The sequence below is a fragment of the Pseudescherichia sp. genome (genome assembly GCF_032052675.1).
In the GTDB taxonomy this organism is placed as follows: Bacteria; Pseudomonadota; Gammaproteobacteria; order Enterobacterales; family Enterobacteriaceae; genus Pseudescherichia.
In genome coordinates, this window is the sequence record NZ_DAMBWA010000005.1 from 76,519 (window position 1) to 90,532 (window position 14,014).

Here is a 14,014-nt window from a genome sequence, read left to right on the forward strand (position 1 = left end):
ATATCCTTCTGTTGATTTCCATCAGGTGGCTCAGATTTCTCTGAATCACCGCGATTTGCCACATAACCCCCCGTTATTTACCGCCTTTCTGATTGGCTTCTGGCCGCGCTGATTGCAGAATTATGACTATCAGAGCCAACCAGAGGGACTATTCAATGAATAAATCCATGTTAGCGGGTATCGGAATTGGTGTGGCCGCTGCACTGGGCGTTGCTGCGGTGGCGGGCTTAGACGTTTTCAACCGCGGCCCTCAATACGCACAGGTGGTTTCTGCTACACCCATTAAGGAGACGGTGAAAACGCCGCGTAAAGAGTGCCGTAACGTAACGGTAACCCATCGACGTCCGGTACAGGATGAAAACCGGCTGACCGGCTCGGTGCTGGGCGCGGTAGCGGGCGGCGTGATTGGTCATCAGTTCGGCGGTGGGCGCGGTAAAGATGTCGCCACGGTCGTGGGCGCGCTGGGCGGCGGCTACGCCGGTAACCAGGTACAGGGAGCGATGCAGGAGCGGGATACCTACACCAGCACGCAGCAGCGCTGCAAAACCGTCTATGACAAATCAGAAAAGATGCTCGGTTACGACGTGACCTACAAAATTGGTGACCAGCAGGGGAAAATTCGCATGGCCAACGATCCCGGCACCCAGATCCCGCTGGATAGCAACGGGCAGCTGGTTTTGAATAACAAAGCATAAAAAAGCAGTACCCCCGATTTGGCTCCTCATTCGCTCAGGCTGAGGAGCCTTTTTTACGGGCATAAAAAAGCCTCGCTAAGGCGAGGCTTTTATTATCGCTCGGTATTAAATCATACTCTGCTGGCGGATCAGCAGACATCCTGTGATCAGCACAGAGATGAAAGCAAACAGGATCGAACCACCACATACTACCCAGAGACTAAATAACAATGTAATTACTATTAGCACCTTAAATAATGGTAATAGCAAAACCATGACCGTTATCCTTCTGCATGTGAATAGTCGTAAAACTTTCCTGAATATCCATGAAATAGAAAGGGATGCTGCGCTGCGTCGTCATGACGTCTCTCGTTTTCCTGTGTATCCTGCTAATGATTAGCACGAGAATAATCACCATTAAGCGTAGCAAAGGGTCATACAAAAGTGTGAGGAAGATTTGACCTATCGTTAAGATAGGCCAAACCGATATCAGGAGTTAATGAGCTGTGGCCAGAGGGAGAGAGTAGTGCGGGTGATAGTCAGCAGTTTTTCCTGAGATGCTCCTTCACGGGCGCTGACCGACATTCCCTGAATGACGCAGTTCAAAAACTGCGCTATCGTCTGCAGCGAGGCCGTCGTAGGTATCTCACCGCGCTGCTGGCGCAGCTCAAGGAAGCGCAGCAGCGCAGCCTCCTGCAACGCGTGACGCGACTTCAGCGTCTGGGCAATCTCATTTGAGGAAGCTGCCAGCGCCGCTGAGGTGCTAATCAGGAAGCAGCCTGAGGGCGTCTCTTTGCTGGTGAAGCAGGTGGCGACGGCGGTAAAGTAGTCCAGCAGCGCCTGCTCAACGCGCTTATCATCGCAAAACAGCTCCGCCTGATATTTGGTCGCAAACTGCGAAATATAGCGATCGAGCACCGCGCGAAATAGCCCCTCTTTATTGGTAAACTCCGCGTAGAGCGTCGGGGCTTTCGCTCCGGTAGCGTCGACCAGATCGGATAGCGACGTCGCCTCATAGCCATGCTGCCAGAAGAGGGTCATGGCTTTGTCGAGCGCGGCTTCCCTGTCAAAAACTTTGGGTCGGCCACGGCTTTTTTTTGTGCTACTGCTGACGTCGGTGGTCATAGTGGCTCCTCACCTAATGTTGAATTATTGAACAATCATTATAAAAATAATTGTCACCGAAGGCCAGCAGGGAATGGTTAAAAATAATTATGTTATATGCTAATGATTTTTAACGGTTTACGGGTTATAGCGATTGCACAGAGGCCGCGTCATGCTGCGTCACGTCTACCGGCATGCCCGAGCGCACCGCCATCACTTCCTCCATCAGCGCCGCATCGGTCCCGGCAGCGGATTTAAAGCTCTCCAGGCTCGCATTCAGCACCAGCGGCTGCGTTTTTGGATCGTCATTAATGGATTTGGACAACGGCTGATGCACCTCAACCAGCCGGGTACCATCTGGCTCCACCGAGGCTTTTACCGGCGCGTTGATAATATTCACCGGTGTCCCAGGGGTAACCTGGCGGAACAGGGTTGCAATGTCATTATCGCGCAGGCGAATACAGCCCGAGCTGACGCGCATGCCAATGCCAAAGTCAGCATTGGTTCCATGAAGCAGATAGACGCCACCGTGGGCTGCAAGACGGATAGCGTGGTGGCCCATCGGGTTATTTGGCCCGGCAGGCACCACCGCAGGCAGATCGATCCCCTGGGCCTTATAGCGTGCGCGGATGTTAGCTGTCGGCGTCCAGGTTGGGTTGGCGCGTTTATCTGACACGCGGGTCACCATCGTTGGCGTTAAGGTGTCGCCCCCCAGCTGGCCAATGCCGATAGGGTAGACAGCCACCTCGTTTCTGCCTGGCTGGAACCAGTAGAGTCGCAGCTCAGAAAGGTTGATGACAATCCCCTGGCGCGGCACATCTGGCAGCAAAGTCTGGAGCGGGATAGTCAGCACGCTGCCAGCGCGCGGCACGTAGGGATCAACGCCGGGGTTGGCCTGCAGTAGCGCCAGAAAGCCGACGTTATACTTTTTGGCGATGGCCTCCAGCGAGCCACCGTCTTTCTCGACGAGGTGAAAACGGTTTTCACCTACCAGCCGGCTGCCGTTAGCGGGAAGCGGCCAGGTATTGGCCTGGGCGGGGAGGGAGAGGAGTGCCGTCGCCGCAAGGGCCAGCAGCGTTATCCAGCGAGTCGTGCGCATCTGTTTCATCGTTAGACCACCGTACTTTTAGGTTGTTGTTATGCAAGGGCAAACGTGAAGTATGGACGGAAGGTGTGTCTGGATGTTTCGTGAAATGCAAGGATTTGTAAAGAGTGGCGCACGCTGCTGCCGCAGCGTGCGCCTGGGGATCAGGCGATGGCGTTCTCTGCCAGCTCCTTCATAAAGTTACTTACCCACTCCATGCGGGTTTTGCGCTCACCTAGCTCCTGCATAAACTTCAGCCGGGTAGGGCCATCGAGGCGGAAGTGCTGTGGCTGCTTCTGCAGCAGGCCGATGAGCCAGGCCGGATTGACATGGTTCTTCTCGGCAAACTCAATCGCGCCGCCTTTATCGTTGCTCTCCAGCTTGCGGATCCCCAGCTTCTGCGCCTGCTGACGCAGCCGGGCTACCTCAAGCAGCGTCCGGGCCGGATCGGGCAGCAGACCAAAGCGGTCGATCAGTTCGACCTTGATCTCCTCCAGCTCGCTGCTGCTCTTGGCGCTGGCGACGCGCTTGTAGAATGACAGGCGGGTATTGACGTCCGGAATGTAATCATCCGGCAGTAGGGCAGGCATGCGTAACTCGACCTCGGTCTGCTGGCTGGTCAGATCCTCCAGCGACGGCTCGCGCCCGGCCTTCAGCGCGTCAACGGCGTTCTCGAGCAGCTCCATATAGAGCGAGAAGCCGATAGTCTCCATAGAGCCGCTCTGATCTTCCCCGAGCAGTTCGCCCGCGCCACGGATCTCCAGGTCATGGGTGGCCAGCGCAAAGCCTGCGCCCAGATCCTCCAGCGAGGCGATGGCTTCCAGACGCTTCTGCGCGTCGGTGGTCATCGCCTTCGGGTGCGGGGTCAGTAGCCAGGCGTAGGCCTGGTGATGGGAGCGCCCAACGCGACCACGGAGCTGATGCAGCTGGGCGAGGCCGAAGTGGTCCGCCCGCTCAATGATGATGGTGTTGGCGGTGGGGATGTCGATCCCGGTTTCAATGATGGTGGTACAGACCAGCACGTTAAAGCGCTGGTGATGGAAGTCGTTCATCACCCGCTCCAGCTCGCGCTCGCGCATCTGGCCGTGGCCGATGGCGATCCGCGCCTCCGGCACCAGCTCCGCCAGCCGCTGGGCCGCCTTCTGGATATTCTCAACGTCGTTATAGAGATAGTAGACCTGGCCCCCGCGCAGGATCTCACGCAGCATCGCCTCGCGCACTACCAGGCTATCGTACTCGCGCACGAAGGTTTTCACTGCCAGACGACGGGCCGGCGGCGTGGCGATAATTGACAGATCGCGCATGCCGCTCATGGCCATATTCAGGGTACGCGGGATCGGGGTGGCGGTCAGCGTCAGGATATCGACGTCGGCACGCATCGCTTTGATGCGCTCCTTGTGGCGTACCCCGAAGCGATGCTCCTCGTCGACGATCAGCAGGCCGAGATCGCGCCACTTCAGATCGCTTTGCAGCAGCTTGTGGGTGCCGATCAGAATATCGACCTTGCCCTCTGCCGCATCGGCCAGCACCTGGGTCTGCTCTTTCGCGCTCCGGAAGCGGGACAGCAGCTCGATGCGTACCGGCCAGTTGGCGAAGCGATCGCGGAAGTTGTCGTAGTGCTGCTGGGCCAGCAGGGTCGTCGGCACCAGCACCGCCACCTGCTTGTGGTTCTCTACCGCAAGGAAGGCGGCGCGCATCGCTACCTCGGTTTTACCGAAGCCCACGTCGCCGCAGACCAGGCGATCCATCGCCAGCGGCTGACACATGTCGCTGAGCACGGCGTTGATCGCCTGGGCCTGATCTGGCGTGGTTTCAAACGGAAAGGCATCGCAGAAGAGCTGATACTGCTCTTTGTCATGCTTGAAGGCAAAGCCGGTCTTGGCCGCGCGCTGGGCGTAGACGTCCAGCAGCTCGGCGGCCACGTCGCGCACTTTTTCCGCCGCCTTCTGCCGCGCCCGCGTCCAGGCATCGCTGCCCAATTTGTGCAGCGGGGCATTATCCTCCGCGCCACCCGCGTAGCGGCTGATCAGGTGCAGGGACGACACCGGGACATAGAGTTTGGCATCGTTGGCGTAGGTCAGCATCAGGTACTCACCTTTTATGCCGCCCGCTTCCAGCGTGGTCATACCCGCGTAGCGCCCGACGCCATGCTCCAGGTGCACCACCGGTTGGCCGGGATGCAGCTCGGCAAGGTTGCGGATCAGCGTATCGGGATTGATGGTCCGGCGGTTGTCCTGGCGACGACGTGCGACGCGTTCGCCCAGCAGATCGCTCTCACAGATCAGCGCCCGGTTGCGCAGGGTATCAATAAACCCGCGCTCCGCCGCGCCGATCAGCAGGTAACGCCCGCTGGCCGTCGCCTCATCAAGGCGCAGGATCCGCTTCGGAGCGACTTTAATACGCGCCAGCAGTTCGCCCAGCGCCTCACGGCGGCCCTCGCTCTCAACGGAGAAGACCACCGGGCCGGTGAAGGATTCGAGGAACTTGCGCAGGCTATCCAGGGGGGATTTCTGCTGCGCCTGAACGGCCAGATCCGGCAGCGTCTGGTAGCCAAGGTTAGTGTTGGCGGCTTTCTCCGCCAGCTGTTCGGTTTTCAGCTGGATGCGCGGCCAGCGCTTCAGCTCGGCAAACAGCTCGTCGCTGCGCAGCCACAGCGTCTCCGGCGGCAGCAGAGGACGCATCGGATCGACACCGCGGTTCTCGTAGCGGGCCTGGGTTTCGCTCTGGAAACGCACCGCGCTGGCATCGAGATCGCCGGTGTTAATCACCAGCGTATTGGCCGGGAAGTAGCTAAACAGCGGCGGCAGCGGCTCGCTGAAGAAGAGCGGCTGCCAGTACTCGATCCCCGCTGGCAGCGTGCCTTTGCTCACCTGCTGGTAGATGTGTTCGGCGTCGCGCTTCACCTCAAAAGTGTCGCGCCACTGGCTGCGGAACAGCTCGATAGCCGCCTTGTCGGTAGGAAACTCGTGGGCGGGCAGGAGATTGATCGCCTCCACCTCTTCCAGCGTGCGCTGGGTATCAGGATCGAACAGGCGCAGGCTATCGATCTCATCATCAAAGAAGTCGATGCGGTAGGGCTGCGTGCTGCCCATTGGGTAGAGATCCAGCAGCGCGCCGCGAGTAGCGTATTCGCCGTGCTCCATCACCTGGTCAACGTGGCGGTAGCCAGCGGTATCCAGCTGGGCGCGCAGGGCATCGCGGGAGAGACGCTGGCCCTTTTTCATCACCAGCGCATGGCCGTGCAGATAGCTGTGCGGGCAGACGCGCTGCATCAGCGTGTTCACCGGCATAATCAGCACGCCGCGCTGCATAGAGGGCAGCTGATAGAGCGTCGAGAGCCGGGAGGAGATGATCTCCTGGTGCGGGGAGAAGCTGTCATAAGGCAGCGTCTCCCAGTCGGCGAGGTTCATTACCAGACTGTCGGTAAACTGACGGATCTCATCATGCAGGCGCAGCGCGTTTTGCATATCGGGTGCAATCAGCACCACCGGGCCTGCGTGACGCTCAACGATTTCTGCCACTTCTGTGGCACAGGCGCTGCCTGTAAGCTCACCCAGTTGGCGCTGGTCGCCCGCTTTCACGGGAAGGGAGTAACGGTATTGTTCAGGCATGGCAAATATCGGGATCTCTTAGGTTTATGCCCCCTGATATGGGGGCATATCACTGATACACAATGCAGTTTATTATCTTTGATCCCTCAATATTAGCAAAGTTATGCCGCTAACGGGGGGCAGGGACCAGACGCAGTTTCTCCGGCGGTGAAAAAAAGAGGTCGCCAAACAGGCGCACGGAGAGGCGGCGGATACCCAGCCCAACCAGGGTACAGACCAGCAGGCTCAGAAGGGGATAAGCCAGCAGCAGGCCCAGCTCCAGCATCGGGGAGAGTACGCCCTGGCGAAACAGCGGCAGCAGGGCGAGGCTGCTGCCTTCGATCAGGATGCGGTGAGTGGTGTAAATGGCAATGGTGTTGGAGCCAATCACGTTCAGGAGCCGATCCTCACCGGGGGTAAAGCGCTGCTCCAGCCGCCAGAAGAGGGACATGATCAGCCAGGCCGAGAGCAGGGAGAGCAGTACCGGCACGTTGCAAAACCAGAGCGCTACCGCCACCAGCAGGGCAGGCACCAGAGGAAAAATTTGACGGCGCAGGGGGATGCTCTGCAGCCAGCCCATAATCGTCACGCCGTACCAGGCCCCAAGGGCGTAGTAGATGACGTTACGCACCACGCTGTTCATTCCCCACCACGGGAGCGGCAGGAAGTTAATCGCCACCGACGCCAGCAGCATCATCACCAGCGCGGGACGTTTCCAGCGGCTCAGGAACTTACAGACCACGAAGTAGATCAGCAGGGCGTAGAGATACCACAGGCTGATGCTGGCGGTCAGCATGCCGTGCAGGAACTCGCTCAGCGAGTCGGCGTAGGCCGCGTTGGCCGACTGGCTAAGATCGCGCTCGGGAGCCAGCCAGCGGTTGAGAAAACTTATCCCCTGCCACTGTAAAACCCCCCACAGAGCCAGTACGTAAAAGATCGACCACAGCCGCTTATCGATGCAGTTTTTCCATTCGGCCTCGGTGATATAGCGGCGGATCAGGTAGCCGGAGATGAAGAAAAACACCGGCATCCGGAAAGGCGCAAGGTAGAGATTCATATAGAGCCAGCATTTGGCGAGCAGGCCGGAGAGGGGGTGTTGTAACCCCTCAAGATGAGGATAAAAGGTGATCACCGAGTGGTAGATCACCACAAGGCTGATACATAACCCTTTGATCTGGTTGATCCATAATGCTTTTTGCTTCATCGTTAAAACGCCTGTGTTGCGATATATTTTGGCGTCTATAGTGGTAAGGCAGGGCCGCGCTGTAATGGGTAACGCTCTGGATTTGGCGCGTTACAGGAAGTTTTCGGAAAAAGGTGAGGTCCGTTATCGTAGGCTTAGCCGATAAACCTTGTTTTACCAAATTGATTTTGAACAATTTTTTACCCCAATCCCCGACAATTCTTAGCGTATAAGCGATTTACCATCCCCGGTTTCGCTTATATACTCGTGAGTCTGCTAACCGCAACCAGACGGATGTCATGTATCAACCTGTCGCACTATTCATAGGCCTTCGCTATATGCGCGGGCGCGCAGCGGACCGCTTCGGTCGCTTTGTCTCCTGGCTCTCAACCATCGGCATTACGCTCGGCGTGATGGCGCTGGTGACTGTCCTGTCGGTGATGAACGGCTTCGAGCGCGAGCTGCAAAACAACATCCTGGGGCTCATGCCGCAGGCGATCCTCTCCTCAGCCAATGGCTCGCTGAACCCGCAGCAGCTGCCAGCCAGCGCCGCGAAGCTCCAGGGCGTCAGCCGCGTCGCGCCGCTGACCACCGGTGACGTAGTGTTACAGAGCGCGCGCAGCGTCTCGGTAGGGGTGATGCTTGGCATCGATCCCGCGCAGAAGGATCCGCTTACGCCGTACCTCGTCAACGTCAAACAAACCGACCTGCAGCCAGGCAAATATAACGTGATCCTCGGCGAGCAGCTGGCCGGGCAGCTGGGCGTTAACCGTGGCGATCAGCTACGGGTGATGGTGCCCTCTGCCAGCCAGTTTACGCCGATGGGGCGTCTGCCGAGCCAGCGCCTCTTTACCGTGATCGGCACCTTTGCCGCCAACAGCGAAGTGGATGGCTATCAGATGCTGGTCAACATTCAGGATGCGTCGCGCCTGATGCGCTATCCGGCGGGTAACATCACCGGCTGGCGGCTGTGGCTCAACGAGCCGCTGAAGGTCGATGAGCTGAGCCAGCAGGCGCTGCCGGAAGGGACTAAATGGCAGGACTGGCGCGATCGCAAAGGTGAGCTGTTCCAGGCCGTGCGCATGGAGAAGAACATGATGGGCCTGCTGCTGAGCCTGATCGTCGCCGTGGCCGCCTTCAACATCATCACCTCGCTGGGGCTGATGGTGATGGAGAAGCAGGGCGAAGTGGCGATCCTGCAAACTCAGGGGCTGACGCCGCGTCAGATCATGGCGGTCTTTATGGTGCAGGGGGCCAGCGCGGGGATTATCGGCGCGCTGCTCGGTGCCGTACTCGGGGCGCTCCTTGCCAGCCAGCTTAACAATCTGATGCCAATCATTGGCGCACTGCTGGACGGCGCGGCGCTGCCGGTCGCTATTGAACCGCTGCAGGTCGTGATTATTGCGCTGGTGGCGATGGCCATTGCGCTGCTCTCTACGCTCTATCCCTCATGGCGCGCCGCCGCCACCCAACCCGCTGAGGCTTTACGTTATGAATAAGATCCTGTTGCAATGCGACAACCTGTGCAAACGCTATCAGGAAGGGAACGTGCAGACCGACGTGCTGCACGATGTCAGCTTTAGCGTGAACGAAGGCGAAACCGTGGCGATTGTCGGTAGCTCCGGCTCCGGTAAGAGTACGCTGCTGCACCTGCTGGGGGGGCTGGATACGCCCACCTCTGGCGACGTGATTTTTGGCGATCGCCAGCTGAGCCAGCTCTCCTCGACGGCAAAAGCCGAGCTGCGCAACCGTGAGCTGGGCTTTATCTACCAGTTTCACCACCTGCTGCCGGACTTTACCGCTCAGGAGAACGTCGCCATGCCGCTGCTGATTGGCAAGCACAAACCGGCGGAAATTACCCAGCGCGCACGGGATATGCTCCAGGCGGTCGGCCTGCTGCATCGGGCGAATCACCGTCCGTCGGAGCTTTCCGGCGGCGAGCGTCAGCGTGTGGCGATAGCCCGGGCGCTGGTCAATAATCCCCGCCTGGTACTGGCGGATGAACCCACCGGTAACCTTGACGCGCGCAACGCCGACGCGATCTTTGCCCTTCTCGGCGAGCTGAACGCCTCGCAGGGGACGGCGTTTCTGGTGGTCACCCACGATCTGCAGCTGGCAAAACGTATGAGCCGCCAGATGGAGATGCGCGACGGCCACCTGAGCGCGGAGATGACGCTGATGGGGGCGCAGTAATGGCTTCACCTCTGTCGTTACTCATCGCCCTGCGCTTTAGCCGTGGCCGTCGGCGCGGCGGCATGGTGTCGCTGATCTCGGTGATCTCTACCATCGGCATTGCGCTGGGGGTGGCGGTGCTGATCGTCGGTCTCAGCGCCATGAACGGCTTTGAGCGCGAGCTAAATAACCGCATCCTCGCGGTGGTGCCTCACGGCGAGATCGAGCCGGTCAACCAGCCGTGGTCTAACTGGCGCGAGGCGCTGGGCAAGGTTGAGAAGGTGGCAGGGATTGAAGCCGCCGCGCCCTATATCAACTTTACCGGCCTGGTAGAGAGCGGGGTAAACCTGCGCGCTATTCAGGTGAAAGGGGTCGATCCGCAGCAGGAGACGCGTCTGAGCGCGCTGCCGCGCTATGTGCAGAACAACGCCTGGGCCAGCTTCAAGGCGGGTGAACAGCAGGTGATCCTCGGTAAAGGCGTTGCCGATGCGCTGAAGGTCAAGCAGGGCGACTGGGTATCGGTCATGATCCCTAACGCCAGCGCCGATCATAAGCTTCAGCAGCCGAAACGCGTCAGGCTGCACGTCAGCGGTATTTTACAGCTCAGCGGCCAGCTCGATCACAGTTTTGCCATGATCCCGATGCAGGATGCTCAGCAGTACCTGGAGATGAACGACGGCGTCACCGGCATCGCCATCAAGGTTAAGGACGTCTTTAACGCCAATAAGCTGGTGCGCGACGCCGGCAGCGTGACCGACAGCTATGTTTACATCAAAAGCTGGATCGGCACCTACGGCTATATGTACCGCGATATCCAGATGATCCGCGCCATTATGTATCTGGCAATGGTGCTGGTGATCGGCGTAGCCTGCTTCAACATCGTCTCGACCCTGGTGATGGCGGTGAAAGACAAGAGCGGCGATATCGCCGTGCTGCGCACCCTTGGGGCGAAGGATGGACTGATCCGCGCGGTCTTCGTCTGGTATGGTCTGCTGGCCGGGCTGTTCGGCAGCGTGGCCGGGGTAGTCATTGGCGTGGTGGTTGCCCTTCAGCTGACGCCGATTATCAACGGTCTTGAGACGCTGATCGGCCATCAATTCCTGTCGGGGGATATCTATTTTATCGATTTCCTGCCGTCAGAGCTGCACGTGCTTGATGTAGTCTACGTGCTGGTGACCGCCCTGGTGCTGAGTCTGTTGGCGAGCTGGTATCCTGCCAGACGCGCCAGCAATATCGATCCGGCCCGTGTTTTAAGCGGACAATAGTTTAAGCGGACAGTAACCCAAGCGGCCAGTAACAAGGAGAGGCGATGTATTACGGGCTGGACATCGGCGGGAGTAAAATTGCGCTGGGCGTCTTCGACAGCGACAGAAAGCTACAGTGGGAGCGGCGCATCGCCACGCCCCACGAGAGCTACAGCGCCTTTCTGGACGCCATCGCCGGGCTGGTGCATGACGCCGACGCCCGTACGGGTGAAAAAGGATCGGTGGGCATCGGCATTCCCGGCATGCCCGTCACCGCCGACGGCACGCTCTACGCGGCAAATCTTCCTGCCGCCAGCGGCAGGGCGCTGCGGGCCGATCTCTGTGCGCTGTTAGGCCGCGACGTTCGTCTCGATAACGACGCCAACTGTTTTGCCCTCTCGGAAGCCTGGGATGATGCGTTTGCCCGCTATCCGCTGGTGATGGGGCTGATCCTCGGCACCGGCGTCGGGGGGGGACTGGTCTTCAACGGCAGGTCCATTCCCGGGCACAGCTATATTACCGGCGAGTTTGGCCATATTCGCCTGCCCGTCGATGCGCTTGAAATTGTTGGGCGCGATATTCCCCTTCTGCGCTGCGGCTGCGGCCAGCTGGGCTGCATTGAGAACTATCTTTCCGGTCGCGGCTTTGCATGGCTCTACAATCACTTCTACGATCAATCTCTGAACGCACCTGAAATAGTCGCTCTTTGGGAACAAGGTGATGAGAGGGCGCTGGCGCATGTGGCTCGCTACGTTGAGCTGCTGGCCGTCTGCCTGGGGACGATATTGACCATCGTAGATCCGGATCTGCTGGTTATCGGCGGCGGGCTGTCAAACTTCGCCGCGCTGACCACGCTGTTGTCCGATCGTTTGCCGCTGCGTCTGCTGCCGGTTGCCCGGGTACCGCGCATTGAGCGCGCCCGGCACGGCGACGCGGGCGGCATGCGTGGCGCAGCCTTCCTCCATCTCACCGATTAAGCACAAGAGGCCGATATGCAGTCGCGTCGTTTTAGCCGACTAAGCCGTTTTCGCCGCAACAAACGCCGTTTGCGCGAGCGTCTACGCCAGCGCATCTTTTTCAGAGACAGAGTGGTACCCGAAGTGATGGAAAAACCAAGAGTGGTCGTATTGACCGGGGCGGGGATCTCCGCCGAATCGGGCATTCGTACCTTCCGCGCCGCCGACGGGCTGTGGGAGGAGCACCATGTAGAGGACGTCGCCACGCCGGAGGGGTTTGCCCGCAACCCGGAGCTGGTGCAGTCGTTCTATAACGCACGCCGTCGCCAGCTTCAACAGCCGGAGATTGCCCCCAACGCCGCGCATCTGGCACTGGCGAAGCTGGAAGAGGCCCTCGGGGACCGCTTTCTGCTGATCACCCAGAATATTGATAACCTGCACGAGCGGGCCGGTAACAAAAACGTGCTGCATATGCACGGTGAGCTACTTAAGGTGCGCTGCGCCTCCAGCGGCCAGGTGCTGGAGTGGACGGGGGATATCACCCAGGAAGATAAGTGCCACTGCTGCCAGTTCCCGGCACCGCTGCGCCCGCACGTGGTCTGGTTTGGTGAGATGCCGCTGGGCATGGATGAGATCTACAGCGCGCTGACGCTGGCGGATGTGTTTATCGCCATCGGCACCTCCGGGCACGTCTATCCGGCCGCAGGCTTTGTGCATGAGGCGAAGCTACAGGGCGCACACACCGTTGAGCTTAACCTCGAGCCGAGCCAGGTAGGCAGCGAGTTTGAAGAGAAGCACTACGGGCTGGCAAGTCAGGTCGTGCCGGAGTATGTCGACAGGCTGCTGAAAGGGCTGTAGGTCCAGAAAAACGCTGGGCGGCACTGCGTTTGCCCGGCCTACGTGTGACTACGGTGTTTTTTGTAGGCCCGGCAAGCGCTGCGCCGCCGGGCATTTTACGCTTAACGGCCCGCTTTCAGCTTCTGGTAGTAGCTTTCGTAGATAGCGCTGGCCTGGCCAACGTCATTCTGCCACTCGCCTTTACTGATGGTCTCGGCATCCGGGTAGAGCGACTTATCATTTGCAACCGCCGGGGTGAGTAGCTTACGCGCTGCCAGGTTAGGCGTTGGGTAACCAATGGTCTCCGCAACCTGTTTTGCCACGTCCGGGCGCAGCAGGAAGTTGATTAGCTTAAGCGCACCATCAACGTTTTTCGCGTTGGCCGGGATCGCCAGGCTATCCATCCAGAAGATGCCGCCCTCTTTAGGCCACACCACCGTTAGCGGGGTGCCGCTCTGGCGTGCCACGTAGGCGGAACCGTTCCAGACCATACCCAGATTGACTTCCCCTTCCATATAGGGGTTGGCCGGGTTGTCGGAGTTGAAGGCTGCCACGTTTGGCATCAGCTTCTGCAGCTCGTGGTAGGCTGCCTCAATCTCTTTCGGATCGGTGGTGTTACCCGAGTAACCTAGCTTGCGCAGCGCCATCTGGAATACTTCCCGGGCATCGTCGGTCAGTACCAGGCTGCTCTTATACTCCGGCTTCCACAGATCGGCCCAGCGGGTGACGCTCTTCGGATCGATAGCTTCGCTGTTGACTCCAATAGCCGTCGCACCCCAGATATAGGGAACAGAGTAGTCGTTGCTCGGATCGAACGGCTTGTTCAGCACCTCAGGGTCGAGGTTGCTGAAGTTACTCAGCTTGCTTTTGTCGATCTTCTGGATCATTCCCTCTTTGCGCATCTTGTCGACAAAGTAGGTGGAAGGTACAACCAGATCGTAGGCGCCGTCTTTATAGGTTTTGAGCTTGGCATACATGGTCTCGTTCGACTCATAGGTCGAATAGATCACCTTGATACCCGTCTCCTTGGTGAACTGCTCCAGCAGGCCTGGCGGCACGTACTCGGTCCAGTTATAGAAGTAGAGGGTCTTATTATCCTCGGCATGGGCGGCACTCACGCTGAGCGCCAGCGCCCCTGCGGCGAGCAGGTGGCGTGACCAGTTTTTCATT

General features: G+C 59.0%; 11 protein-coding genes. 6 read left to right on the forward strand and 5 right to left on the reverse strand.

Going from position 1 to position 14,014, the window contains the following annotated elements:
* Positions 1-155: 155 nt before the first annotated feature.
* On the forward strand, positions 156-695 hold the full coding sequence (locus tag RTX96_RS08815) for a glycine zipper 2TM domain-containing protein (RefSeq protein WP_103821190.1): 540 nt from the start codon (positions 156-158) through the stop codon (positions 693-695).
* A gap of 468 nt (positions 696-1,163) precedes the next feature.
* Here RTX96_RS08815 and RTX96_RS08820 read toward each other — a convergent pair whose 3' ends face one another.
* The 4 genes from RTX96_RS08820 to RTX96_RS08835 form a co-directional block, all read right to left on the reverse strand.
* Positions 1,164-1,799: a TetR/AcrR family transcriptional regulator gene (locus RTX96_RS08820; RefSeq protein WP_312670748.1), complete on the reverse strand. Its 636-nt coding sequence runs from the start codon at positions 1,797-1,799 to the stop codon at positions 1,164-1,166.
* A gap of 124 nt (positions 1,800-1,923) precedes the next feature.
* On the reverse strand, positions 1,924-2,886 hold the full coding sequence (locus RTX96_RS08825; RefSeq protein ID WP_312670749.1) for a L,D-transpeptidase family protein: 963 nt from the start codon (positions 2,884-2,886) through the stop codon (positions 1,924-1,926).
* Between the two features lie 140 nt (positions 2,887-3,026).
* On the reverse strand, positions 3,027-6,473 hold the full coding sequence (gene mfd, locus RTX96_RS08830; RefSeq protein ID WP_312670750.1) for a transcription-repair coupling factor: 3,447 nt from the start codon (positions 6,471-6,473) through the stop codon (positions 3,027-3,029).
* A gap of 109 nt (positions 6,474-6,582) precedes the next feature.
* Positions 6,583-7,656, reverse strand: coding sequence for an acyltransferase family protein (locus tag RTX96_RS08835; RefSeq protein ID WP_312670751.1), 1,074 nt, complete (start codon positions 7,654-7,656; stop codon positions 6,583-6,585).
* Between the two features lie 278 nt (positions 7,657-7,934).
* Between RTX96_RS08835 and lolC the strand changes: the two genes are divergently transcribed.
* From lolC to cobB, 5 genes are read left to right on the forward strand one after another with little or no spacing between them, the layout of a single operon-like run.
* Positions 7,935-9,134, forward strand: a complete 1,200-nt coding sequence (lolC, locus tag RTX96_RS08840) for a lipoprotein-releasing ABC transporter permease subunit LolC (protein ID WP_312269289.1) — start codon at positions 7,935-7,937, stop codon at positions 9,132-9,134.
* Positions 9,127-9,828 (forward strand): lipoprotein-releasing ABC transporter ATP-binding protein LolD, encoded by a 702-nt coding sequence (gene lolD, locus RTX96_RS08845; RefSeq protein WP_103821184.1) that lies wholly within the window; start codon positions 9,127-9,129, stop codon positions 9,826-9,828. Before lolC ends, lolD begins: the two co-directional genes overlap by 8 nt.
* Positions 9,828-11,072: a lipoprotein-releasing ABC transporter permease subunit LolE gene (gene lolE, locus RTX96_RS08850; protein ID WP_103821183.1), complete on the forward strand. Its 1,245-nt coding sequence runs from the start codon at positions 9,828-9,830 to the stop codon at positions 11,070-11,072. The genes lolD and lolE overlap by 1 nt, the downstream gene beginning before the upstream one ends.
* Before the next feature lie 44 nt (positions 11,073-11,116).
* Positions 11,117-12,028, forward strand: a complete 912-nt coding sequence (nagK, locus tag RTX96_RS08855) for an N-acetylglucosamine kinase (RefSeq protein ID WP_312670752.1) — start codon at positions 11,117-11,119, stop codon at positions 12,026-12,028.
* Between the two features lie 15 nt (positions 12,029-12,043).
* On the forward strand, positions 12,044-12,865 hold the full coding sequence (cobB, locus tag RTX96_RS08860) for a Sir2 family NAD+-dependent deacetylase (RefSeq protein WP_103821181.1): 822 nt from the start codon (positions 12,044-12,046) through the stop codon (positions 12,863-12,865).
* A gap of 101 nt (positions 12,866-12,966) precedes the next feature.
* On the opposite strand, the gene potD is transcribed toward cobB, so the two are convergent.
* Positions 12,967-14,013 carry a spermidine/putrescine ABC transporter substrate-binding protein PotD gene (gene potD / locus RTX96_RS08865; protein WP_312670753.1) on the reverse strand — a complete coding sequence of 349 codons (1,047 nt, stop codon included), beginning with the start codon at positions 14,011-14,013 and terminating at the stop codon, positions 12,967-12,969.
* Between the last annotated feature and the right edge of the window lies 1 nt (position 14,014).